22 protein-coding genes are annotated in these 22,997 nt (G+C 54.1%); 11 read left to right on the forward strand and 11 right to left on the reverse strand.

The genetic code is table 11. The features are described from left to right. Position 1: 1 nt before the first annotated feature. Both OGY67_RS22275 and OGY67_RS22280 read right to left on the reverse strand, forming a co-directional pair. Positions 2–481: an Hcp family type VI secretion system effector gene (locus OGY67_RS22275; RefSeq protein ID WP_234691899.1), complete on the reverse strand. Its 480-nt coding sequence runs from the start codon at positions 479–481 to the stop codon at positions 2–4. Positions 482–719: 238 nt separating this feature from the next. Next, entirely contained in the window at positions 720–1,079 is a 360-nt protein-coding gene (locus OGY67_RS22280; protein ID WP_234691900.1) for a DUF2500 domain-containing protein, read from the reverse strand. Between the two features lie 141 nt (positions 1,080–1,220). Here OGY67_RS22280 and OGY67_RS22285 point away from each other — a divergent pair, with 141 nt between their 5' ends. Both OGY67_RS22285 and zntA read left to right on the forward strand, forming a co-directional pair. Beyond that, complete coding sequence (locus OGY67_RS22285; RefSeq protein ID WP_003827558.1) at positions 1,221–1,847, forward strand: lysoplasmalogenase; 627 nt, start codon at positions 1,221–1,223, stop codon at positions 1,845–1,847. Between the two features lie 74 nt (positions 1,848–1,921). Continuing rightward, positions 1,922–4,120, forward strand: coding sequence for a Zn(II)/Cd(II)/Pb(II) translocating P-type ATPase ZntA (zntA, locus tag OGY67_RS22290; RefSeq protein ID WP_286574519.1), 2,199 nt, complete (start codon positions 1,922–1,924; stop codon positions 4,118–4,120). 98 nt (positions 4,121–4,218) lie between these two features. On the opposite strand, the gene tusA is transcribed toward zntA, so the two are convergent. Then, positions 4,219–4,464, reverse strand: a complete 246-nt coding sequence (tusA, locus tag OGY67_RS22295; protein ID WP_003827551.1) for a sulfurtransferase TusA — start codon at positions 4,462–4,464, stop codon at positions 4,219–4,221. Positions 4,465–4,632: 168 nt separating this feature from the next. On the opposite strand from tusA, the gene OGY67_RS22300 reads away from it, so the two are divergent. Both OGY67_RS22300 and OGY67_RS22305 read left to right on the forward strand, forming a co-directional pair. Then, positions 4,633–5,298 carry a 7-cyano-7-deazaguanine/7-aminomethyl-7-deazaguanine transporter gene (locus tag OGY67_RS22300; protein ID WP_003827549.1) on the forward strand — a complete coding sequence of 222 codons (666 nt, stop codon included), beginning with the start codon at positions 4,633–4,635 and terminating at the stop codon, positions 5,296–5,298. A gap of 72 nt (positions 5,299–5,370) precedes the next feature. Then, on the forward strand, positions 5,371–5,928 hold the full coding sequence (locus OGY67_RS22305; RefSeq protein WP_003827547.1) for a DcrB family lipoprotein: 558 nt from the start codon (positions 5,371–5,373) through the stop codon (positions 5,926–5,928). Between the two features lie 3 nt (positions 5,929–5,931). On the opposite strand, the gene OGY67_RS22310 is transcribed toward OGY67_RS22305, so the two are convergent. Further along, positions 5,932–7,149, reverse strand: a complete 1,218-nt coding sequence (locus OGY67_RS22310; RefSeq protein ID WP_003827545.1) for an MFS transporter — start codon at positions 7,147–7,149, stop codon at positions 5,932–5,934. A 133-nt stretch (positions 7,150–7,282) separates the two neighbouring features. On the opposite strand from OGY67_RS22310, the gene OGY67_RS22315 reads away from it, so the two are divergent. Both OGY67_RS22315 and acpT read left to right on the forward strand, forming a co-directional pair. Then, positions 7,283–8,332: an AI-2E family transporter gene (locus OGY67_RS22315; RefSeq protein WP_079934309.1), complete on the forward strand. Its 1,050-nt coding sequence runs from the start codon at positions 7,283–7,285 to the stop codon at positions 8,330–8,332. A 62-nt stretch (positions 8,333–8,394) separates the two neighbouring features. After that, positions 8,395–8,985 (forward strand): 4'-phosphopantetheinyl transferase AcpT, encoded by a 591-nt coding sequence (gene acpT, locus OGY67_RS22320; protein WP_137378278.1) that lies wholly within the window; start codon positions 8,395–8,397, stop codon positions 8,983–8,985. Here the strand turns inward: acpT and OGY67_RS22325 are convergent. Beyond that, the gene (locus OGY67_RS22325) at positions 8,977–9,483 is read right to left on the reverse strand and encodes a phenolic acid decarboxylase (RefSeq protein ID WP_234691902.1); all 507 of its coding nucleotides are present in this window, start codon (positions 9,481–9,483) and stop codon (positions 8,977–8,979) included. The genes acpT and OGY67_RS22325 overlap by 9 nt on opposite strands. Positions 9,484–9,582: 99 nt before the next feature. Between OGY67_RS22325 and OGY67_RS22330 the strand changes: the two genes are divergently transcribed. Both OGY67_RS22330 and nikR read left to right on the forward strand, forming a co-directional pair. Next, complete coding sequence (locus tag OGY67_RS22330; RefSeq protein ID WP_234691903.1) at positions 9,583–10,443, forward strand: LysR family transcriptional regulator; 861 nt, start codon at positions 9,583–9,585, stop codon at positions 10,441–10,443. 91 nt (positions 10,444–10,534) lie between these two features. Beyond that, a complete protein-coding gene (gene nikR / locus OGY67_RS22340; RefSeq protein WP_003827507.1) occupies positions 10,535–10,936 on the forward strand; it encodes a nickel-responsive transcriptional regulator NikR in 402 nt (133 codons plus the stop codon). A gap of 104 nt (positions 10,937–11,040) precedes the next feature. On the opposite strand, the gene OGY67_RS22345 is transcribed toward nikR, so the two are convergent. From OGY67_RS22345 to OGY67_RS22360, 4 genes are all read right to left on the reverse strand, one after another. Beyond that, positions 11,041–12,165, reverse strand: a complete 1,125-nt coding sequence (locus OGY67_RS22345; RefSeq protein ID WP_020996068.1) for an ABC transporter permease — start codon at positions 12,163–12,165, stop codon at positions 11,041–11,043. Then, positions 12,165–14,912, reverse strand: a complete 2,748-nt coding sequence (rbbA, locus tag OGY67_RS22350; RefSeq protein ID WP_286574523.1) for a ribosome-associated ATPase/putative transporter RbbA — start codon at positions 14,910–14,912, stop codon at positions 12,165–12,167. Before rbbA ends, OGY67_RS22345 begins: the two co-directional genes overlap by 1 nt. Further along, positions 14,909–15,976 carry an HlyD family secretion protein gene (locus OGY67_RS22355; RefSeq protein ID WP_003827499.1) on the reverse strand — a complete coding sequence of 356 codons (1,068 nt, stop codon included), beginning with the start codon at positions 15,974–15,976 and terminating at the stop codon, positions 14,909–14,911. Before OGY67_RS22355 ends, rbbA begins: the two co-directional genes overlap by 4 nt. A 403-nt stretch (positions 15,977–16,379) precedes the next feature. Beyond that, positions 16,380–17,573 carry a BaiN/RdsA family NAD(P)/FAD-dependent oxidoreductase gene (locus OGY67_RS22360; RefSeq protein ID WP_286574524.1) on the reverse strand — a complete coding sequence of 398 codons (1,194 nt, stop codon included), beginning with the start codon at positions 17,571–17,573 and terminating at the stop codon, positions 16,380–16,382. 229 nt (positions 17,574–17,802) lie between these two features. On the opposite strand from OGY67_RS22360, the gene pitA reads away from it, so the two are divergent. After that, complete coding sequence (pitA, locus tag OGY67_RS22365; RefSeq protein WP_003827471.1) at positions 17,803–19,302, forward strand: inorganic phosphate transporter PitA; 1,500 nt, start codon at positions 17,803–17,805, stop codon at positions 19,300–19,302. A gap of 64 nt (positions 19,303–19,366) precedes the next feature. On the opposite strand, the gene uspB is transcribed toward pitA, so the two are convergent. Next, positions 19,367–19,702, reverse strand: coding sequence for a universal stress protein UspB (gene uspB, locus OGY67_RS22370; protein ID WP_003023371.1), 336 nt, complete (start codon positions 19,700–19,702; stop codon positions 19,367–19,369). A gap of 392 nt (positions 19,703–20,094) precedes the next feature. Between uspB and uspA the strand changes: the two genes are divergently transcribed. Further along, positions 20,095–20,532 (forward strand): universal stress protein UspA, encoded by a 438-nt coding sequence (uspA, locus tag OGY67_RS22375; RefSeq protein WP_003023368.1) that lies wholly within the window; start codon positions 20,095–20,097, stop codon positions 20,530–20,532. Between the two features lie 281 nt (positions 20,533–20,813). Next, the gene (gene dtpB, locus OGY67_RS22380; protein ID WP_286574525.1) at positions 20,814–22,286 is read left to right on the forward strand and encodes a dipeptide/tripeptide permease DtpB; all 1,473 of its coding nucleotides are present in this window, start codon (positions 20,814–20,816) and stop codon (positions 22,284–22,286) included. Positions 22,287–22,373: 87 nt separating this feature from the next. Here dtpB and OGY67_RS22385 read toward each other — a convergent pair whose 3' ends face one another. Further along, positions 22,374–22,877, reverse strand: coding sequence for an RrF2 family transcriptional regulator (locus OGY67_RS22385; RefSeq protein WP_003023361.1), 504 nt, complete (start codon positions 22,875–22,877; stop codon positions 22,374–22,376). Between the last annotated feature and the right edge of the window lie 120 nt (positions 22,878–22,997).

A 22,997-nucleotide genomic window follows, 5' to 3' on the forward strand; every position in this document is an offset into this window, starting at 1 on the left:
CTTAATAAATTCCCTCATCCCAAAGGCTGTATGCACTGGTTCCCGCCATAATGTGATCCCAGGTAATTGACTCATAGGAAAGCTCAATGACTTCTTCTGGCTGACCCGCACTGTCATCGATAGTATGAGGCACCTGTAAATGGATGCTGGATATTCTGGCATTGATAAGTTTTATCGCGTAATAACACTCATTTAAACCCGCAGGACTCGTGCGATAGAAGCTAAATTCACAGTTCAATGTTTCATTGTCAGTTATGGCTTTCCCTAATAACGGCGAGGATTTATCTACTGGCTTTATAAACGTCAAACATTGATGGTTCACATTCTGTACCCGACTCATGCCATGATTCACTGTCATGACCATTATCTGATCACGGTGGGCCGTTTGTGATTTATTTCCTATCGAATTTACCGATGCACAACCAGCAGAAATCAATCCCTGCGCCTGCCCATTCAAGGTCAACCACATTGTATTCGCCATTTCAATTCCTTAGCCATTTTAATTACATGTTTATATTCATGCGACAACGTTGGAATAATAGGATAGTGAAAGGCGGATAGCAGAATGGTGATACAATCGATATTTTAGTCACACAAAAAAATATAATACCAACGTTATTTTCACAGAAGAATAAATAATAACTATATTTGAATAGTGTTATATATTTCAGTTGAATTTATTATCGGCACTGGCAAGATAAATACAGTGCCGATCGGCTTTATTGCCCATGCGTAAAATCAACAAATCGCGAACCTTTGTAACTCAGCGTGCCTTTATCCCCGACCGTTAACGCGTGGTACTGCTGGGCATCCAGATGAAACGTCTGCTCCATCCCCCCGTTTTGTGGCTTAAAGCTGGCTTCATAGCGCATGCTGGTTCCTGCCGGGCTTACTTCCTGCTGGCGGGATCGTCGATCGTTTAGCGGTTTTTCCCGTTTGTTACTTACCACCACCTGCTTTTGCACCAGCGGCGCCGCATCATTATCGGCTTTTTCTCGCCGCTGCTGAACAAAGCGAAACGACGCAGCGACAACGATTAAGACAATGATAACAATGAAAAAAAGTGGTGGTTTGCTCATATTATTAGCCCATCAGAAAATGCGGAAATAAGCATACATCGCCTGTTATGGTGTTGTCATCTGGCTGTGTCGACCTCTACACTGGACAGTAGAGCCGTGAGCACCCCGCTTACGAAAAAATAACGAATTCAAGGAACTAAGATGCTTTGGTCGTTTATCGCTGTCTGTCTTTCCGCATGGTTGTTCGTGGATGCTTCCTATCGTGGACCTGCCTGGCAACGCTGGGTCTTTAAGCCCCTGACGTTACTCCTGCTGGCACTGCTGGCCTGGCAGGCGCCAATGTTTAACGCTATCAGCTATCTGGTGCTGGCTGGCCTGCTTGCCTCGCTGCTGGGCGATGCGCTGACGCTGTTACCGCGCCAACGCCTGCTGTACGCCGTGGGGGCATTCTTCCTGTCGCATCTGCTTTATACCATTTACTTCGCCAGCCAAATGACGCTGTCGTTCTTCTGGCCTTTGCCGTTGGTGCTGGTAGTGCTGGGGGCGTTGCTGATCGCCGTGATCTGGACGCGTCTGGAAGAGCTGCGTGTCGCTATCTGCACCTTTATCGGCATCACGCTGATGATGGTCTGGATGGCCGGTGAGCTGTGGTTCTTCCGCCCGACCGCCCCGGCGCTGTCGGCATTTATGGGCGCATCCCTCCTGTTCATCGGCAACATTGTCTGGCTGGGTAGCCATTACCGTCGCCGCTTCCGCGCCGATAACGCCATTGCCGCCGCCTGCTACTTCGCCGGACATTTCCTGATTGTTCGTTCGTTGTATCTTTAAAACGCTTGACTCTGGAGTCGACTCCAGAGTGTATCCTCCGGTTAATACGAAATGATTATCAACCGGAGGATGCCATGTCGACACCCGATACCCGTGGCAACAAAGTTCCACAATTCTCTTCTTTCAAGCCTGCGCCTGCACCACAAAAGGCGGATGACTGCTGCTGCGAAGGAAGCTGCTCCACTACACCAACCGTATCCGATACCGTAATAGGCACCCGCTATTCCTGGAAAGTGGCAGGCATGGACTGCGCAGCTTGCGCCCGCAAAGTAGAGAATGCGGTCCGCCAGGTCAGCGGTGTCAACCAGGTCCAGGTTCTGTTCGCCACTGAAAAACTGGTGGTCGATGCCGGTTCCGATATCCGCCAGCAAGTTGAAAACGCGGTGCAAAAAGCAGGCTATACCCTGCGCGATGAGCACGCGACGGACGCCGCCCCCGAGTCACGTTTTAAAGAAAACCTGCCGCTGATTTCGCTGATTATCATGATGGCGATTAGCTGGGGGCTGGAGCAGTTCAATCATCCCTTCGGTCAGATAGCGTTTATCGCCACCACGCTGGTCGGCCTGTATCCCATTGCCCGTCAGGCCCTGCGTCTGATGAAAACCGGCAGCTACTTTGCCATTGAAACGTTGATGAGCGTCGCCGCCATTGGCGCACTGTTTATCGGCGCGACGGCGGAAGCCGCCATGGTGCTGCTGCTGTTTTTAATTGGCGAGCGTCTGGAAGGTTGGGCCGCCAGCCGCGCCCGTAAAGGGGTCAGCGCACTGATGGCGCTCAAACCGGAAACCGCCACACGCCTGCGTAACGGCGAGCGCGAAGAGGTGGCTATCAATACCCTCCGACCTGGCGATGTTATTGAGGTTGCCGCGGGTGGGCGTTTACCTGCCGACGGCAAACTGGTCTCCGGCTTTGCCAGCTTTGATGAGAGCGCCCTGACCGGCGAATCGATCCCGGTTGAACGCGCCACCGGCGAGAAAGTCCCAGCGGGTGCCACCAGCGTGGATCGTCTGGTAACGCTGGAAGTGCTCTCAGAACCGGGTGCCAGCGCCATTGACCGTATTCTGAAACTGATTGAAGAAGCGGAAGAACGCCGCGCCCCCATTGAGCGCTTCATTGACCGTTTCAGCCGAATTTATACCCCAGCTATTATGGCGGTTGCGCTGCTGGTCACCCTCGTACCGCCACTGCTGTTTGCCGCATCCTGGCAGGAGTGGATTTATAAAGGGCTGACGCTGTTGCTGATTGGCTGTCCTTGCGCTCTGGTGATTTCAACGCCCGCAGCCATTACCTCTGGTCTGGCCGCTGCGGCGCGTCGTGGGGCATTAATCAAAGGCGGAGCCGCGCTGGAACAGTTGGGTAGAGTCACTCAGGTGGCGTTTGATAAAACCGGCACCCTGACCGTCGGTAAACCACGCGTCACGGCGATTCATCCGGCAAGCGGTATTGGTGAGGCTGAACTGCTGGCACTGGCGGCAGCGGTAGAGCAAGGCGCGACGCACCCGCTGGCACAAGCAATTGTTCGGGAAGCACAAACGCGCGAGCTGTCTATTCCTGTCGCAAAAGAGCAACGGGCGCTGGTTGGCTCTGGAATTGAAGCGCTGGTCAACGGCGAACGCGTACTGATTTGCGCCGCTGGTAAGCAGCCTGCCGACGCCTTTGCTGGGCAGATTAGCGAGCTGGAAAGCGCGGGCCAAACGGTGGTGTTGGTGCTGCGTAACGATACTGTACTCGGCGTACTGGCCCTACAGGACACGCTGCGCGATGACGCTCGCAGCGCCATCAGCGAGCTTAATCAGATTGGCGTGAAAGGCGTGATCCTGACCGGTGATAACCCGCGTGCGGCCGCCGCCATTGCCGGTGAACTGGGCCTCGAATTCAAAGCGGGACTCTTGCCGGAAGATAAGGTGCAGGCCGTTACCCATCTTAACCAACAGTCGCCGCTGGCGATGGTCGGCGACGGCATCAACGACGCCCCGGCAATGAAAGCGGCTACCATCGGCATTGCGATGGGAAGCGGGACCGACGTCGCGCTGGAGACCGCCGATGCCGCTCTGACCCACAACCGTCTGCGTGGTCTGGTGCAAATGATTCAGCTGGCGCGGGCCACCCACGCCAATATTCGCCAGAACATTGCGATTGCGCTGGGTCTGAAGGGGATTTTCCTCGTCACCACGCTGCTCGGGATAACCGGACTGTGGCTGGCGGTGCTGGCGGATACGGGGGCGACGGTGCTGGTGACCGCGAACGCGCTGCGGTTGTTGCGTAAAGGGTAGTGCCTGTTTCTCGCCTGATGGCGCTTCGCTTATCAGGCCTACAGATTACTCAGTCTTTATAGGCCGGAGAAGCGTTAGCGCCATCCGGCATAACAAGATTACTGGCCTTTGCGCACCAGATAGCGGTACGGCAGCGAGTCGGTCTCTTTGGCCACCAGCTCATGTTCCATAAAGGTACAGAAGCCAGGAATATCGCGGGTTGTTGCCGGATCGTCGGCGACAATCAGCAGCGTTTCACCGGCCTGCATGCCGCGTACGGTTTTACGTACCATCATTACCGGTTCCGGGCAGCGCAGCCCCTGGGCATCAAGAGTATGGTCGGGGGAAGTAAACAGGTCGCTCATCGTCGTCTCATTCATACAAAAACGGCGTTATTTTACGCTCTGTTGTGGCGTAAGCCAATCAGGTTAACGATTGCGTGAAAAACAACCATTGCAATGTGCTCTTAAAGCAGTATCATGCGACGGTTTTTTATTGGGTTCCCTCACCCCATCCAACAAAAAGGTCACAATATGACTCCGTTTACACAAACTCAGCGCGTAAAAGCGTTGTTCTGGCTATCGCTATTTCATCTGCTGGTGATCACCTCCAGCAACTATCTGGTGCAGCTTCCAATCTCCATTTTTGGTTTCCATACCACATGGGGCGCGTTTAGCTTTCCGTTTATTTTCCTCGCGACCGACCTGACCGTGCGTATTTTTGGCGCGCCGCTGGCTCGACGTATCATCTTTGCGGTTATGATCCCCGCACTGCTGATCTCCTATGTCGTTTCATCACTGTTCTATATGGGATCGTGGCAAGGATTCGGCGCACTGCTGCACTTTAACCTGTTTGTCGCCCGTATCGCCGCCGCCAGCTTTATGGCCTACGCGCTGGGACAAATTCTGGATGTGCATGTCTTTAACCGCCTGCGTCAAAACCGTCGCTGGTGGCTGGCACCGACGGCGTCCACGCTGTTTGGCAATATCAGCGATACGTTGGCCTTCTTCTTTATCGCTTTCTGGCGTAGCCCGGATGCCTTTATGGCCGAGCACTGGATGGAAATCGCACTGGTCGATTACTGCTTCAAAGTGCTGATCAGCATTATTTTCTTCCTGCCAATGTATGGCGTGTTGCTGAATATGTTACTGAAAAGGCTGGCAGATAAATCTGAAATCTCTGCATTGCAGACGAGTTAAAGGTTCATTTTCCGAGTTGTGATAAGATGGACGAATGAGCCGTTATGGCCGTTTATCGAAAGGAAGAAGTCAATGCGCAATCTGGTTAAATATGTCGGTATTGGCCTGCTGGTTATGGGGCTTGCGGCCTGTGATAATAGCGATACAAAAGCGCCAGCCGAGGGTGCTGCCGCAGAAAGTAACGCCACCGGACAACCGGTCAGCCTGCTGGACGGCAAACTCAGTTTTTCCCTGCCAGCGGATATGACCGATCAGAGCGGCAAGCTGGGCACCCAGGCGAACAATATGCACGTATATTCTGACGCAACCGGCCAGAAAGCGGTGATTGTGATTGTTGGCGACAACACCAACGAAGATCTGGCCGTGCTGGCAAAACGTCTGGAAGATCAGCAGCGTAGCCGTGATCCGCAGCTGCAGGTCGTCACCAATAAATCTATTGAGCTGAAAGGCCACACGCTGCAGCAGTTAGACAGCATCATCTCGGCCAAAGGCCAGACCGCATACTCTTCCGTGGTGTTGGGTAAAGTGGACAACCAACTGCTGACGCTGCAAATCACGCTGCCTGCTGACGATCAGCAAAAAGCGCAGACTACCGCAGAAAACATCATTAACACGCTGGTTATCCAGTAACGGTTAAGACGATGACGCGGCCTCCGGTGACACCACCTGAGGCCGTTTTTTTAACCGCCAGGTCAGCAATAACGCCACCGCTACCAGCCCTGCCGCTGCCAGATAGATAACCGGCACACCCGCCCACGTCATGACCAGCCCGGCCAGCGGCCCGGTAACCCCCAGCGATAAATCCATAAACACCGTGTAGGTCGCCAGCGCAGCACCCTGATTTTGCTGAGGAACGGCTTTTACCGCCACCACGCCCAGCGCCGGGAAAACCAGTGAGAACCCAGCCCCGGCCAGCAGAACGCCGATTTTCGCCATCCACGGCATCGAAGCCATCCCGACCAGTAACAGCCCGACAATCTCGACGCTAAAGCAGATCATCGCCACATTCAGCCCGCCTAAACGGTTGATGCCATTTGGGAACAACAAACGAGTACCGACAAACGTGCAGCTAAAAAGCGTCAGCGCGAATGCGGCGCCATCCCAGCCTTTGGCATCATAGAACAAGGTAATGAAGGTAGCGATTACCCCAAATCCGGCGGAGGCCAGGGCCAGCGCCATACCATACAACCAGACGCGCCCAAGCACCGCGCGAAATGGCAACGGTTTGCCTTTGCTGGCCTTTACCGCCGGACGAGGGAGCGCCAGCAGGATTGCCAACAGTGCCACGCCCATCACGGTCAGTGCCAGCCCCTGTAAGCCACCCCAGGCATAAAACAGAACACCCAGCGGCGCGCCTATCGCCATCGCGCCATAGGTCACGATACCATTCCAGGAAATCACCCGTCCGATGTGCATTGAGCCAACCACCCCCACGCCCCACAGCGTAGAGCCGGTCCCGGCAAAGCTTTGCCCGATCCCGAGAATCACGCGCCCCAGACATAGCAGCAGCAGACTGGCCAACGGCCAGCCGTTCGTTGATCCCGCCAGTAAATAGCCCAGGCCACTTAAAAAGCAGCCGCACAGCCCAAATACCACAATCTTCTTTGGCCCCAGCAGATCGGCATAGCGACCGGCATGCGGACGGCTCAGCAGCGTAGCGAAATATTGCAGGCTGATGACCAGCCCAGCCCAGAAAGCGCTAAATCCCATTACATCATGGACGTAGCCAGGCAACACCGCGAGCGGCAGGCCGATGGTCAGGTAGCTGGCGAAGTTAAACATCACCACAGAAACAATTCGCAGGTTCAGGCGTAAACCGCTAAGCGTCGGTTCAGCGACGGGTTCGGGCATGGAGGGTCACCACGTTTTCACAACAGTGTTTCATTTCTACCATGTTGCAGAGCAGAAATCAGTAGCCAGTTTAGGAATATCAGTCGCAAGCCAGCCGCTACACTTAATGCAAAAACGCAAACAGGAAGAAGACATGATAACCACCCAGCCCGATAAAACGGGTTTGCACATTTTGCTCAAACTGGCCGCTCTGGTGGTGATCCTCGCAGGTATCCATGCTGCGGCAGATATCATTGTGCAGCTGCTGCTGGCCCTCTTTTTTGCCATTGTATTGAATCCACTGGTCACCTGGTTTATCCGCCGGGGAGTCGGTCGCCCAATCGCTATTACCTTAGTCGTGGTTGTGATGCTGATCGTTCTTACGGCGTTGGTTGGCGTGCTGGCGTCGTCAATCACTGAATTCATGGACCTGCTGCCAAAATACAATAAGGAGCTAACGCGCAAGGTTCTGTATTTGCAAGAGATGGTGCCTTTTCTGAATCTGCATATGTCCCCGGAACGTATACTGCAACGCATGGACTCTGACAAGCTGATGACCTTCACAACCACGCTGATGACGAGTCTTTCTGGTGCCATGGCCAGCGTCTTTCTGCTGGTGATGACGGTAGTTTTTATGCTGTTTGAGGTGCGTCATGTCCCCTATAAGATGCGTTTTGCGTTGAATAATCCGCAAATCCACATTGCGGGGCTACATCGAGCGCTGAAGGGTGTGTCACACTATCTGGCGCTGAAAACGCTGCTCAGCTTATGGACCGGTGCCATAATCTGGCTGGGACTGGCACTGATGGGGATTCAGTTTGCTCTGATGTGGGGCGTACTGGCATTCCTGTTAAACTACGTGCCCAACATTGGCTCGGTCATTTCCGCCGTCCCGCCCATGATCCAGGCACTGCTTTTTAATGGCATTTACGAATGTCTGTTGGTTGGCGCACTGTTTCTGGTGGTGCATATGGTGATTGGCAATATTCTCGAACCCCGAATGATGGGGCATCGGCTGGGATTATCGACGCTAATCGTCTTCCTCTCTCTGTTGGTATGGGGATGGCTGCTCGGTCCGGTCGGCATGTTGCTCTCCGTGCCGTTAACCAGCGTGTGTAAAATCTGGATGGAAACCACCAAAGGCGGCAGCAAACTGGCAATTTTGCTGGGGCCCGGCAGGCCCAAAAGCCGATTACCGGGATAAACTTGCAAACAGCATGTGAAGAATGATACACAACCCCATTATTACTAAAGGTTAGCCCTAATATGTACCGGATCGTTCTTGGGAAAGTTTCTGTTTTAAGCGCTGGTGCACTGCCTGCCGCACTGAGTGAGCAAGCGCCGCAAGGTGCTCACCGTGCGCGCTGGCTGGCCGGTCGCGTGCTGCTTTCCCATGCCCTTTCGCCATTACCGGACATCATCTATGGCGAGCAAGGAAAACCGGCCTTTTCTGCTGACACGCCGCTGTGGTTCAATCTCAGCCACAGCGGTGATGATATCGCCCTGCTGCTCAGCGACGAAGGGGAAGTCGGCTGCGATATAGAAGTCGTTCGCCCGCGCGATAACTGGCAAACGCTGGCAAATACGGTATTCAGTCTTGGTGAACATGCCGAAGTCGAGGCCGAACGCCCGGAGCAACAGCTGGCGGCGTTCTGGCGCATCTGGACGCGTAAAGAAGCTATCGTGAAACAGCGCGGCGGTAGCGCCTGGCAAATCGTCAGCGTCGACAGTACCGCGTTAACTTCCTCACTCTCCGTCAGCCAGTGCCAGCTCGATACCCTGAGCCTGGCGGTGTGCACCCCCACGCCGTTTACCCTGACCGCAGACGCCGTGCAGCGATTAGAAGCCTTAGCGTAAATTTTCCGGGAAGTTTTTCGGCAGTTCGCTCGCCGCACAGGCAATAACGTCATCATTGTTCACGCCGCAGTCACGTACGAAAGTGATGGTCGCGAACTCATCAATCACCTCGGTGGGATACGCCGGGCCGGCATCGCGGTACGACATCATCAGCGGAATATGGTCATTCTGGAAGCAGACCGTTTTTTCCGGATTATTGATCACCCAGCGAGGGAAAAAGATGGTGCCGTGAAAGAGTTTGTCACCCAGGTTTACGATCAGACTGACGTCGGTCCCGGTCGGTTCGGTCCACGAAATTTTATAAACGCTCTCCCCCACCCGCACAATATAGGCCCGCTGATCTTTCACCCAACGATTCCCCACAATACCGCTGTGAATGCGGTAATCCAGCGTAGTGTCGTTTTTCACGTAGATCTCGTAATTCCAGCCATTATCGTAGGTATAGACCAGATGTTTGCCGACAAATCCGCTTAAATCATGTTTATCAAACGCGCTCATATTCGTTCTCCTCTTACTTGATGCGAGGATCTTAACGCTTCAAAAATTGGATGAATAACGCTATGTTTTCATCAAATTCATTCAATTATTAGATGAGTTATGCACAAAACAACCCTCGAGCAGTGGGCCCTATTGGAGAAAGTGGTGGAGCTGGGCAGCTTCGCTAAAGCGGCGGAAGAGACCAACCGTAGCCAGTCTTCGGTAAGCTATAATCTGGCACTGTTACAGGAGCGACTTGGCGTAACGCTGCTGACCCCGGAAGGCCGCAGGGCTGTCCTGACCCCGGCCGGAGAGCTATTGCTCAATCAGGTCAAACCGTTACTGAAGGCCTTTTTATGGGTGGAAACCCGGGCCGCAACGTTACAAAACGGTACGCGAACGCGTCTGGATTTGATGGTAGATAGTATCTTCCCACGCAAACGCCTGTTTGCCATTCTCAAACAGTTTCAGCAGGCCTGGCCGCAAACGCAGGTGCGTCTGACCGAAGTCCTGGAGAATGGTGATTCTCGACTGGCAGCACATGCCGATGCGGACGTAATGGTCCTGACCCGGCGTCAGGATGTCACCGGACGCGGCGAATGGCTGATGAATATTGACTTCGTGGCCGTGGCCCACCGCGATCACCCACTCTGCATGCTGGATGCGCCGCTGAATGAAGACGCATTACGCGCCTGGCCGCTGATTCGCATTGCCGATCGCGACAACCCACAACAACCGGTGCGCGATGCCTGGACCTTCTCGACCATTGATGCCGCGATTGATGCGGTGATGTATCAGGTCGGTTACGGCTGGCTGCCCGAGGAACGTATTCAGACGCAACTTGATCAGGGGCTTTTACGCCCACTGCCGTTAAGCCATGGTGCTCGCCGCGCCACGCCTTTGCATCTGATCGTTAAAGATACGCTTGCCCCGCTGGATGAACAGGTCAGTACTCTGCTGCGTTTATTGCGAGAGCATTAACCTTTTCCCCGGATGCCGGACGTGTGTTACAAAATACGCTATTCCCCTTACTCCCTGTGCGCCAACGCGCCACATGAAAGGTTAACTGCAGATGCAACGAGTCACCATTACCCTCGATGACGATTTACTGGAAACGCTCGACGGCCTGAGTCAGCGCCGTGGCTACAACAACCGTTCCGAAGCGATCCGCGATATTCTGCGTGGCGCACTGGCGCAGGAAACTACCCTTGAACACGGCACTCAGGGCTTCGCGGTGCTCTCGTATGTTTATGAGCATGAGAAGCGTGATCTGGCCAGCCGTATTGTTTCTACCCAACACCACCACCACGATTTATCGGTCGCCACGCTGCACGTGCACATCAACCATGACGACTGCCTGGAAATCGCCGTGCTAAAAGGCGACATGGGCGATGTACAGCATTTTGCCGATGACGTGATTTCCCAGCGCGGCGTGCGCCACGGCCATCTACAGTGCCTGCCGAAAGAAGAGTAATTGCCTGTTTCGTTGCGGGATGCCGGATGGCGGCTACGCCTTATCCGGCCTACGTCCGTTACCGTTTGTAGGCCAGGCAAGCGAAGCACCCCCGGCAATAATGATTACGCCATCGTACCAATCGTCTTTCTGAAACGCAGCAGTGCTATCAGGAAGAACGCGCTGCCAATCGCCAGCAGCGTCAGAAACTGCGGCCAGACAATGCTAAACCCGGCTCCGCGATAAAGTATCGCCTGCGCGAGACTGACGAAATGGGTAGTCGGCATGGTCAGCATAATGTCCTGCACCGCCTGCGGCATGCTTTCACGCGGTGTGGAGCCACCTGAAAGCATCTGTAACGGCAGCAGCACCAGAATCATCAGCAGCCCCAGCTGCGGCATGGAGCGCGCTAGCGTGCCCATAAAAATGCCGATCGAGGTGGTGGCGAACAGGCTCAGCGCCACGCCCAGCATAAACAACGGTATCGAACCTTCAATCGGCACCCCGAGCACGCCTTTTACCATCAGCATCAGCGACAGACCGGAAACCACCAGCACCACCAGCCCCATCGACCAGATTTTTGCCATCATGATCTCAAACGGCGTCACCGGCATCACCAGCAGATGTTCAATGGTCCCGTGCTCGCGTTCGCGGATCAACGCCGAACCGGTCAGCACAATCGCCAACATAGTGATGTTGTTGATAATCGCCATCACCGCGCCAAAGCGGGCGGGTTCCAGATTAGGGTTAAAGCGCATGCGCATTTCCAGTGCCACCGGCGGCTCATTGTTATCGCGGTAACGCGCCACAAAGCTGTTCACCTCGCCGCTGATGATATTCTGGATATAGCTGTTGCCGGTAAACGCCTGGCTCATGCGCGTGGCATCGACGTTAACCTGTATATCCGGTTGTCGTCCGGCCAGCACATCACGCTGAAAATCAGGCGGAATGTTTACGGCGAAGGTATAGCGCCCGGCGTCCAGCCCGGCATCCATTTCATCGGCAGTGATCATCTCCGGCGGTAAAAACCACGGGCGATAAAAGCTGTTCACAATCCGATTCGACAACTGCGACTGGTCCATATCGGCAATAGCAATCGGTGCCAGATGCAGCGAACCCGGCAGGACGGTCGCGGAAGAATAAACCGAAATCGTGAAGGCGAAGACGATCAGCGTCAGCATCGCTTTGTCACCCAGCAGGCTGCGCAACTCTTTGATGCCGAGGTTATAAATATTGCGTAATCGGCGCATCACCCCTCCTGTTTTTTCAGCAGTAATACGCTCAGACCAATCACCACCGGAATGGCTACCGCCAGCGGAATAAACAGCTGCCAGAGATCGGTCAGATCCAACGCTTTAGAGAACGTTCCACGCGCGATGGTCAGAAAATGGCTGGTCGGATAAATTTCACCAATCCACCGACCCGGCCCTTCCAGCGAGGCAACTGGATCGATCATTCCGGAAAACTGCGTCGCCGGGATCAGCGTAATAATCGCCGTACCAAAAATGGCCGCGATCTGGCTTTTCATAAACGTGGAGATTAACAGCCCCAGCCCGGTGGCAATGGTGACGTACAGCAGCGCAGCCAGCGTCAGGGTCACAAAGCTCCCCTTATGCGGAACGCCGAATACAAACACCGACAGCGCGCACAACAGCAGGAAATTCAGCATGCCCAGCACGATGTACGGCAACTGTTTGCCGAGTAAAAACTCGCTGCGGGTCGTGGGCGTAACGTACAGATTGATAATCGACCCCAGCTCTTTCTCACGCACCACGCTGAGGGCGCTGAGCATGGAAGGGATCATCATCAACAGCAGTGGGATCACTGCCGGAACAATCGCCGGTAGACTCTTCACATCCGGGTTGTAACGATAGCGAGTTTCAATGGTCATCAGCCCGTTTTGCCCGCTGGCATTTGGCTGGCGCGCCATCACATCCTGCAGCCAGGTCTGGTGCATCGCCTGCACGTAACCCCTGACCGTTTCAGCGCGGCTTGGCATTGCGCCATCGACCCAGACGCCAATCTTCACCGGCGTTCCACGCGCGATATCGCGGCCAAAATTTGGCGGAATTTCAATTGCTACCGCAACTTCACCTGAACGCATCCGTTTGTCCAGCTCGTCATAACTGGTGAGCGGCGGTTGTTCGATAAAATAGCGCGATCCCGCCAGATTCAGCGTCCACGCCTGGCTGCTGACGGTCTGGTCGCGGTCGAGCACCGAAAAACGCAGGTTTTCCACATCCATGCTGATGCCGTAGCCCATGATAAGCATCAGGATCACTGTGCCCATCAGCGCCAGCGTTGAACGTACCAGGTCACGCCGCAGCTCCAGCGCTTCACGACGGCTGTAGCTGAACAAGCGCCGCAGGCTAAAGCCTTGCCGCGGCGGCTTACTGTTTTCATGCACTGTCTGGACATTGGCTGGCGCTAACTGAGCTTCCGGCGCCGGGCCTGCCGCTTCCTGCAACCAGGAGATAAACGCCTCTTCCAGACTGGCAGCTCCACGCTGTTTCACCAGCTCCTGCGGCGTACCGCTGGCCAGTACTTTTCCGGCGTGCATCAGCGACATGCGGTCGCAGCGCTCCGCTTCGTTCATAAAGTGGGTGGAGATAAAAATGGTCACTTTGTCCTGGCGCGACAGATCAACCATCAGTTGCCAGAACATATCCCTCGCTACCGGATCGACCCCGGAGGTCGGTTCATCAAGGATGAGCATCTCCGGGCGATGGATCACCGCCACCGCCAGCGACAGGCGTTGACGGATCCCCAACGGCAGCGCACCGGGCAGCGCATCTTCGACATCGGTCAGCGAAAAGCGCTCACTCATCTCCTGCACCCGCCCAGGGATTTCTGCTTCGGGGATATGGAACAGCCGCGCATGTAGTTCGAGGTTTTGCCGGACGGTCAGCTCGCTGTAGAGCGAAAATGCCTGCGACATATAGCCTACCCGGCGGCGGGTATCGATATTCTTCGGATCAACCGCTTGTCCAAACAGCCACGCCTCGCCTTCGCTTGCGGGCAGCAGTCCGGTGAGCATTTTCATGGTGGTGGATTTACCGCAGCCGTTGGAGCCGAGAAAACCGAAGATTTCCCCGCGCGGAATGCGGAAGTTAACGTGGTCCACCGCCACAAATTTACCGAAGCGCATGGTCAGGTTTTTCGCCTCGATGGCAATCTCTTCCTGCTCAGCGTGATACGGCGGGATCACTACCGGTTTATGCGCCTGGCGCTGGGCTTCAGGTAACAGCGCGATAAACGCCTGCTCCAGCGTGTTGCTGTTGGTTTGCTCACGTAGCTGCTGCGCGCTCCCGGTAGCTAACACCTCCCCGGCGTTCATCGCCACCAGCCAGTCAAAGCGCTCGGCTTCTTCCATATAAGCGGTCGCAACCAGCACGCTCATGTTGGTCTGCCGCTGGCGAATGCTGTTAATCAGATCCCAGAACTGGGCGCGGGACAGCGGGTCGACCCCGGTGGTGGGTTCATCGAGAATTAACAGTTCCGGGTCGTGGATTAACGCGCAGCACAGCCCCAGCTTTTGCTTCATCCCGCCCGAGAGCTTCCCGGCAGGACGGTCGCGAAACGGTGCCAGTCCGGTGCTATTCAGCAGCTCGGTAATCCGCGCCTCACGCTCCGCTTTGTCATGCCCAAACAGGCGGGCAAAGAAATCGACGTTCTCATATACCGACAGCGTGTGATACAGGTTTTTCCCCAGCCCCTGCGGCATCCAGGCAATGCGCGGGCAGACATCCCGGCGATGTTTTGGGTCGCGCATATCGCCGCCCAGCACCATCACGTTGCCGTGTTCAATAACCCGTGCGCCGGAGATGAGCGATAGCAGGCTCGATTTTCCGACGCCGTCCGGGCCAATCAGCCCCACCATACAGCGGGCAGGGATATCCAGCGTGATATTGTTCAGCGCTACCGTTTTCCCGTAATGCTGACTCACGCCGTCAAGGTGCGCCACGGGAGGAACGGGAACCAGCGCCAGATGCGTCATTGCGGCAACCTCACCACCAGGTCGTCAGGCCAGGCGCGACTTTCATCAACACGCACCCACGCCATGCCCGGCAGACCGGTTTTCACGTACTCCAAATGCTGCTGTAACAGCTCTGGCGGGATACGCGCTTTGACGCGAAACATCAGTTTCAGCCGTTCATCGCTGGTTTCGACCGTTTTCGGCGTGAACTGCGCGACGCTAGCCACAAAGCTGATGGTCGCCGGAATACGCAGATCCGGCGCAGCATCCAGCACCAGCCGCGCTTCTCCGCCAATCTTCAGTAAACCAGCCTGTTCGGTTGGCAAGAAGAACGTCATGTAGACATCGCTGAGATCGACCATATTCAGCACGCGACCGCCTGCGGAAAGCACCTCGCCCGGTTCAGCTACGCGGTACTGTACGCGGCCATCGCGCGGGGCTTTCAACTCGCTGTCATCAATATCAGCCGCAATACGACGTTCGGTAGCCTGCGCGGCTTCTACGCGGGTTTGCGCCTGAATGATGCTGGTACGAGCGGCTTCAATTGCCGCTTTGGCCGCAGAGACCTGCGCCTTTGCCGACTCCAGCGCGGCACGTGCGCTTTCTGCCGCGGCCCGATCGTCATCCAGTTGTTGCTCGGACACCGCCCCTCGCTGGGAGAGCGAACGGGAACGCACGTGACGTTTAGAGACCGACTGCAGTTCCGCCTCACGCTGTTTTACCACCGACTGCGCGGCGCGCATTTCACTTTGCCGCTGCTCTAACAACGCCCGCGCTGCCGCCACCGCACTTTCGGCCTCTTTGATTTGGGCTACCGCTTCCAGCCGCTGCTCCTGCAGCACGCGGGTATCCATTTTCGCCAGCACTTCGCCCTGGCGAACGAACTGCCCTTCCGACACGAGGATCGTGTCAATTCGCCCGGCAATCTTGGTGGCAATATCCACTTCGGTAGCTTCAATTCTGCCATTGCTGGCTGCAAACCCCTCCGGTATTCCCGCAGGGCGCAGCATCCACCAGGCTATCGCGGCCACCACGACCAGAATGCCCGCCACCCACCACATCATATGACGTTTAAACTTATCCATATTCGACCCGCCGTAATCCCTGTTATCAAACGATGCGTGTCACAAAGCCCACTGAACAGCTATTCAGCGGGAGATTCCATCCGGGATAAGAAGGAATGAGAAACAATGGCCAGAGAGCAGACAGGCATGTAAGCAACCTGCGCCGCGAAGGAAGTGAATGATGAAAATGCTGTGATATCGGGTAGTAATGTTGTCATCATCAGCGTTCCTGGCCGGAAATGAAACACGCATACTCATTACTGCTGTCTATTGAATACTAACACCTGGATTCAATATGTCTATTCGGTTGTAGCAGGTATGTTGCAGGCAAAAAACCGTGCCCGGCAATCCATTTACCGGGCAAATTTCACAAGTGAGCTTTATGTAAAACGCAGCGGGTCCACGCTCAACGTATCGTCTTCGCTTATTCAGACACCAAATCCTGCGCGCATGCCCAGGCGCTCGACCATGCCCACTGGAAGTTATAGCCTCCCAACCAGCCGGTGACGTCCATCACTTCGCCGATAAAGTAGAGCCCTGGCACTTTGCGGGCTTCCATCGTGCGCGATGACAGCTCGTTGGTATCAACGCCGCCCAACGTGACTTCAGCGGTACGATACCCTTCCGTACCGTTCGGCTGCACCCGCCACTCGGTCAGCGTTTCAACCAGCGTCTGTTGATCGCGCACGTTAAGCTGCTTCAGAGACACGTCAGGAATTTGCCCTAACTGCTGCAGGCATTCCACCAGACGCTTTGGCAACTGCATTGCTAAGGTGTTCTTTAAGCTCTGGTTAAGGTGTGCGCTACGTTGTTCGTCGAGGAAGCTCGCAAGGTCAACATCCGGCAACAAATTAATGCTGACAAATTCGCCTGGCTGCCAAAAACTGGAAATCTGCAAAACAGCTGGGCCCGAAAGTCCTCGGTGTGTAAAGAGCAGATTTTCGCGAAATACGGTGCCATCCTCGGCAGTGATAACGGAGGAGACCGACACGCCAGAGAGCACCTGAAGCTGCTCCAGCAGTGGCTTATGCAATGTAAAGGGCACCAGTCCCGCGCGCGTTGGCAACACCTTCAGTCCGAACTGTTCGGCAATTTTATAACCAAAAGGCGTTGCCCCCAGACCCGGCATCGAAAGCCCACCGGAAGCGATAACCAGTTTTTTCGTGCCGACCGTCATGCCGTTCAGTTCGAGGGTGAAACCTTCATCATCCTGCACCACGCTCAGGACTTCGCTCCGTAACCGCATAGTTACGTTACCTTTTTCACACTCGTCTACCAGCATATCGACAATTTGCTGAGCGGAATCATCGCAGAACAGCTGACCCAGCGTTTTTTCGTGCCAGGCAATACCGTGTTTGCCCACCAGGTCGATAAAATCCCACTGCGTATAGCGTGCCAGTGCCGATTTGCAAAAATGGGGGTTTTGGCTCAAATAGGCGGCCGGTTCGACATAAAGATTGGTAAAGTTGCAGCGTCCCCCGCCAGACATGAGAATCTTGCGTCCTGGCTTTTTACCATTATCAATAAGCAGTACTCGACTACCTGCTTGTCCTGCCTGCGCGGCACAAAACATACCCGCTGCGCCAGCGCCTATAATAACGGTATCAAACCTTTCCACGTTGCGATCCTCTCTAAAAAGCGGGTGTGAATTGTAAAGATTCCTCAGTGGTCGCACCAGCACCAAACTACCGATAAAGGGTATTTAACTGAAATATATAGGATAATTCTTTAGTGGTGTAAAACAAAGCAGGAGACAAATCAAAAAAACTCTATATTTCACTTTGCCCGCGCCGCCAAAGTCACTGATAATGCGCCGCGTTCATGTCCTCAAAATGGCGTAACGTCCTATGCTACATTTGTTTGCTGGCCTGGATTTACATACCGGGCTTTTACTATTGCTTGCTCTGGCTTTTGTGCTGTTCTACGAAGCAATTAACGGCTTCCATGACACAGCCAATGCTGTCGCAACCGTGATCTATACCCGTGCAATGCGTTCGCAATTGGCGGTGGTCATGGCTGCGTTGTTCAACTTCTTTGGTGTTTTGCTGGGTGGTCTCAGCGTGGCGTATGCCATCGTGCATATGCTACCAACGGATCTGCTGCTTAATATGGGATCGTCACATGGCCTTGCCATGGTGTTCTCCATGCTGCTGGCGGCAATTATCTGGAACCTGGGTACCTGGTACTTTGGTTTACCTGCATCCAGCTCCCACACGCTGATTGGCGCCATTATCGGTATTGGTTTAACCAATGCACTGATGACCGGCACCTCGGTGGTGGACGCACTTAACATTCCGAAAGTTATCGGTATTTTTGCTTCGCTTATCATCTCGCCAATTGTTGGTCTGGTGGTTGCAGGCGGTCTTATTTTCATTCTGCGTCGTTACTGGAGCGGTACAAAAAAACGTGCCCGTATCCACCTGACGCCAGCAGAACGTGAAAAGAAAGATGGCAAGAAAAAGCCGCCGTTCTGGACCCGTATCGCACTGATCCTCTCCGCTATCGGCGTAGCGTTCTCTCATGGCGCTAACGACGGGCAGAAAGGCATTGGTCTGGTGATGCTGGTGCTGATTGGCGTAGCGCCTGCAGGCTTCGTGGTGAATATGAATGCTTCCGGTTACGAGATTACCCGTACCCGTGATGCAATCAATAACGTCGAAGTCTTCTTCCAGCAGCGCCCTGACCTGCTTAAACAGGCCACAGGCGTAGACCAGCTGATTCCGTCCCCGACGGACGCGGCACCCGCGACGACGACAGAGTTCCATTGCCACCCGGCGAATACCATCAACGCGCTGGAACGTGCGAAAGGTATGCTGGCGAACCTGGAAACCTACGACAAATTAAGCGTCGAACAGCGTGGTCAACTGCGCCGTATTATGCTGTGCATCTCTGATACCACCGATAAAGTGGTTAAGCTGCCTGGCGTAAGCGCTGACGATCAGCGTCTGCTGAAAAAACTGAAAGCTGACATGCTGAGCACCATTGAGTACGCGCCTATCTGGATCATTATGGCCGTCGCATTGGCGCTGGGTATTGGTACGATGATTGGCTGGCGTCGCGTTGCCACCACCATCGGCGAGAAAATCGGTAAGAAAGGCATGACTTATGCCCAGGGGATGTCGGCTCAGATGACCGCCGCAGTCTCTATCGGTCTCGCCAGCTACACCGGTATGCCCGTTTCCACCACCCACGTTCTCTCCTCTTCCGTTGCGGGGACGATGGTTGTTGATGGCGGCGGATTGCAGCGTAAAACGGTAACCAGCATTCTGATGGCCTGGGTCTTCACCCTGCCAGCTGCGATTATTCTTTCCGGGGTGCTGTACTGGCTCTCCCTGAAGCTTATCTAAGCGAATGCACGGTAAAAAAGCGGGTCAGGAAGCTGACCCGCTTTTTTTGTATCTGTTGTTGGCATCAGTGCCAGATAATCAGCGCAACCATGCTGATTAGCACCAGGCCGCATAGCGCGCTGGTGAGAATGAACTGACCGCGAACCCGCTCACAGCGGCGAATAAATTCATCATCATGATGATCGCGGTAACGCTGAGCGTAGATATACCACACCAGACGCATCTGCTTGTTCGGTTGCCCATGCGAGGTAAAAAAGCCCCCTCCATCTACATACTGGTAAAGTAATGGATCGCAACCACGAAGTACCACTAACAGTGCGCGTAGCGAAGAAAAATAGCGCGCCATATTAACAATGCAAACGACACATAAAGCCCAGAATAATGCAATGGTGCTTATCATACCTCCTCCCCGGCGACCCGCCCACGGAACTCCTTTCCGGGACTACCGCTCCCCGATACCCTGCCAAACCATTCAATGAAGAGTGCAGCCGAAACCGTTCGTGTTAGTATCACGCATCCGAACGCCTCTTTAGATAGTGTAGGAGATTAGTTAATTTTTTTGCCATAAGGTTAATCGCTATCAATGCAATTAACTAAAAAATTTGTTTAACTATTTGGCAAGCAAGGCGGATTGACGGATTATCCTGGTCGCTATAATGTAAGGATAGTCCTTATATGGTACGTTTTTACGACTGGGCTAGCCCCGCGCACAAGGTTCGCAGGACGCGGATGACGCGGCGGCATATAACGCCAGCAGGCTAGTCATCGACAACTTATGGAAGGAGTAACACTATGGCTTATAAACACATTCTTATCGCGGTTGATCTTTCTCCGGAAAGCAAAGTTCTGGTTGAAAAAGCGGTTTCTATGGCGCGACCTTACAATGCTAAAGTCTCCCTTATCCACGTTGACGTAAACTATTCCGACCTGTACACCGGGCTCATCGACGTGAATCTGGGCGACATGCAGAAACGCATTTCTGAAGAAACCCACCACGCGTTAACCGAGCTGTCCACCAATGCAGGCTACCCTATCACCGAAACCCTGAGCGGTAGCGGCGACCTGGGTCAGGTTCTGGTTGATGCCATCAAAAAATACGACATGGATCTGGTCGTCTGTGGTCACCACCAGGATTTCTGGAGCAAACTGATGTCCTCCGCGCGCCAACTGATCAACACCGTCCACGTCGACATGTTGATTGTTCCGCTGCGTGACGACGAAGAAGCATAAAATGCTTGCCGCCGGAAGTTAACCCGGCCCACTGCAAGTCGTTAAGCCTGTAAACGCCCGCCTTCGCGGGCGTTTTTGTTTTTATCATTCGGTCACAATTAGTACATCAATCCAACAAACAAATCATAATTAGTGTGATCAACTAATTGGATCGAAAACTATCTCTATAATACTCTACCCTTGCGGCCAATAACCGCAGTCTATAAAAAAATAAGACTTTTTCGGCGCGTTTAAGCATACGCGTTCATACTTTTCGGGATGGCTTTGAAAGGCGATGGAATATGAATAAAACTGCACCTACGGGCTTGCTGCAGCAACCTCGTCCGTTCTTCATGATCTTCTTTGTGGAATTATGGGAACGATTTGGCTATTACGGCGTACAGGGCATCCTGGCGGTATTTTTTGTTAAGCAGCTCGGATTTTCACAAGAACAGGCATTTGTCACCTTTGGTGCCTTTGCCGCACTGGTTTACGGTCTGATCTCGATCGGCGGCTACGTCGGCGACCATCTGTTAGGCACCAAGCGCACGCTGGTACTCGGTGCCATTGTGCTGGCAATCGGCTACTTCATGACCGGGATGTCGCTGCTTAAGCCGGATCTGATCTTTATTGCTTTGGGTACCATTGCCGTTGGTAACGGGCTATTTAAAGCCAACCCGGCAAGCCTGCTGTCAAAATGTTATCCCCCGAAAGACGCCCGTCTGGACGGTGCTTTCACCCTGTTTTATATGTCGATTAACATCGGTTCGCTACTGTCACTGTCGCTGGCGCCGGTGATTGCCGATAAGTTTGGCTACGCTGTGACTTACAACCTGTGCGGAGCCGGACTAATCGTCGCGCTGTTGGTCTACTTTTCCTGCCGCGGAATGGTGAAAAATATCGGCTCTGAGCCAGACCATAAGCCACTGAACTTCCGTAACCTGCTGTACGTGTTGGCCGGTACGGTAGTGATGGTATTTATCTGCGCTTGGCTGATGCACAACGTGCAGATTGCCAACCTGGTGCTGATCGTCCTGTCGATTGCCGTGACCATCATCTTCTTCCGTCAGGCATTCAAACTGGATAAAACCGGGCGCAACAAGATGTTCGTGGCCTTTATCCTGATGCTGGAAGCGGTGGTGTTCTACGTGCTGTACGCGCAGATGCCGACATCGCTAAACTTCTTTGCGATCAATAACGTACACCATGAAATTCTTGGTTTCGCCATCAACCCGGTGAGCTTCCAGGCGCTGAACCCGTTCTGGGTGGTACTGGCGAGTCCGGTACTGGCCGCAATCTATACCCGTCTGGGCAACAAAGGCAAAGATCTGACCATGCCGATGAAATTTACGCTCGGTATGTTCCTGTGCTCATTGGGCTTCCTGACGGCCGCCGCTGCCGGGATGTGGTTTGCCGATGCACAGGGGCTGACGTCGCCGTGGTTTATCGTGCTGGTGTATCTGTTCCAGAGCCTGGGTGAACTGCTGATTAGCGCCCTGGGACTGGCTATGGTCGCCGCTCTCGTGCCACAACACCTGATGGGCTTCATTCTTGGGATGTGGTTCCTGACGCAGGCCGCGGCCTTCCTGATGGGGGGTTATGTCGCCACGTTCACCGCCGTACCAGAGAACATCACCGACCCGCTGCAAACGCTGCCTATCTATACCAACGTCTTCAGTAAGATTGGCCTTGTCACCCTGGCCGTAACGGTTGTTATGGCGATTATGGTGCCATGGCTGAACCGCATGATTAATACGCCGAGCACCGAGCAATAACCTTCAGTGCCGGATGGCGGCTATTGCCCCTATCCGGTCTACATTCAACATGCCCGGTCGCCTTGCGCTATCGGGCATTTTCACTCACTACCCTTTACGCGCGTCTATCCACTCCTGCACTTCCACCACAAAAGTGTCCGGCGCTTTACGGTACATTTTGCGCGCCAAGTCCAGAATCGTATGCTGACCGAGCGCTTCTTCCATTCGCTGCTGGGCCATGTCCATTACCGAACGCACGCCACAAATGCCTTCACAGGCCCACTCCGGTGGATGTTCCTCAAATACCGCCAGCCGCTGGCGAATTTCACGACATTCAAAGATGCGCTTATCGCCATCAATAGCATTCACCACATCCAGCACCGTGATGTGTTCAGCGGGTTTAGCTAACTGGAAACCGCCACCTTTGCCTTCAATGCTGCGCACCAGACCCGCTTTGGACAGACGGGTGAAAATTTTTGCCAGATAGTCATACGGTACGCTTTGCAGTTCGGCTATTTCCCGCACGCTCATATCCCGCGCGTCGCCCTTACTGTCGACCATACACATCAGGCTATGAATGCCGTACTCAACTCCCGAACTGTAGAATGCCATTTTCTTATCTCAGCCAAAATGAATCTGAGTTTATTGTAGCTTTTTCATCTCATTCATTCCAGACAGCAAAGTGCCCCCTTTTCACAAAACAAATTTAAATACATATTTATCAAACAGATA

Origin of the sequence: Citrobacter sp. Cpo015 (assembly GCF_030333035.1) — a bacterium.
Taxonomy (GTDB): Bacteria; Pseudomonadota; Gammaproteobacteria; order Enterobacterales; family Enterobacteriaceae; genus Citrobacter; species Citrobacter portucalensis.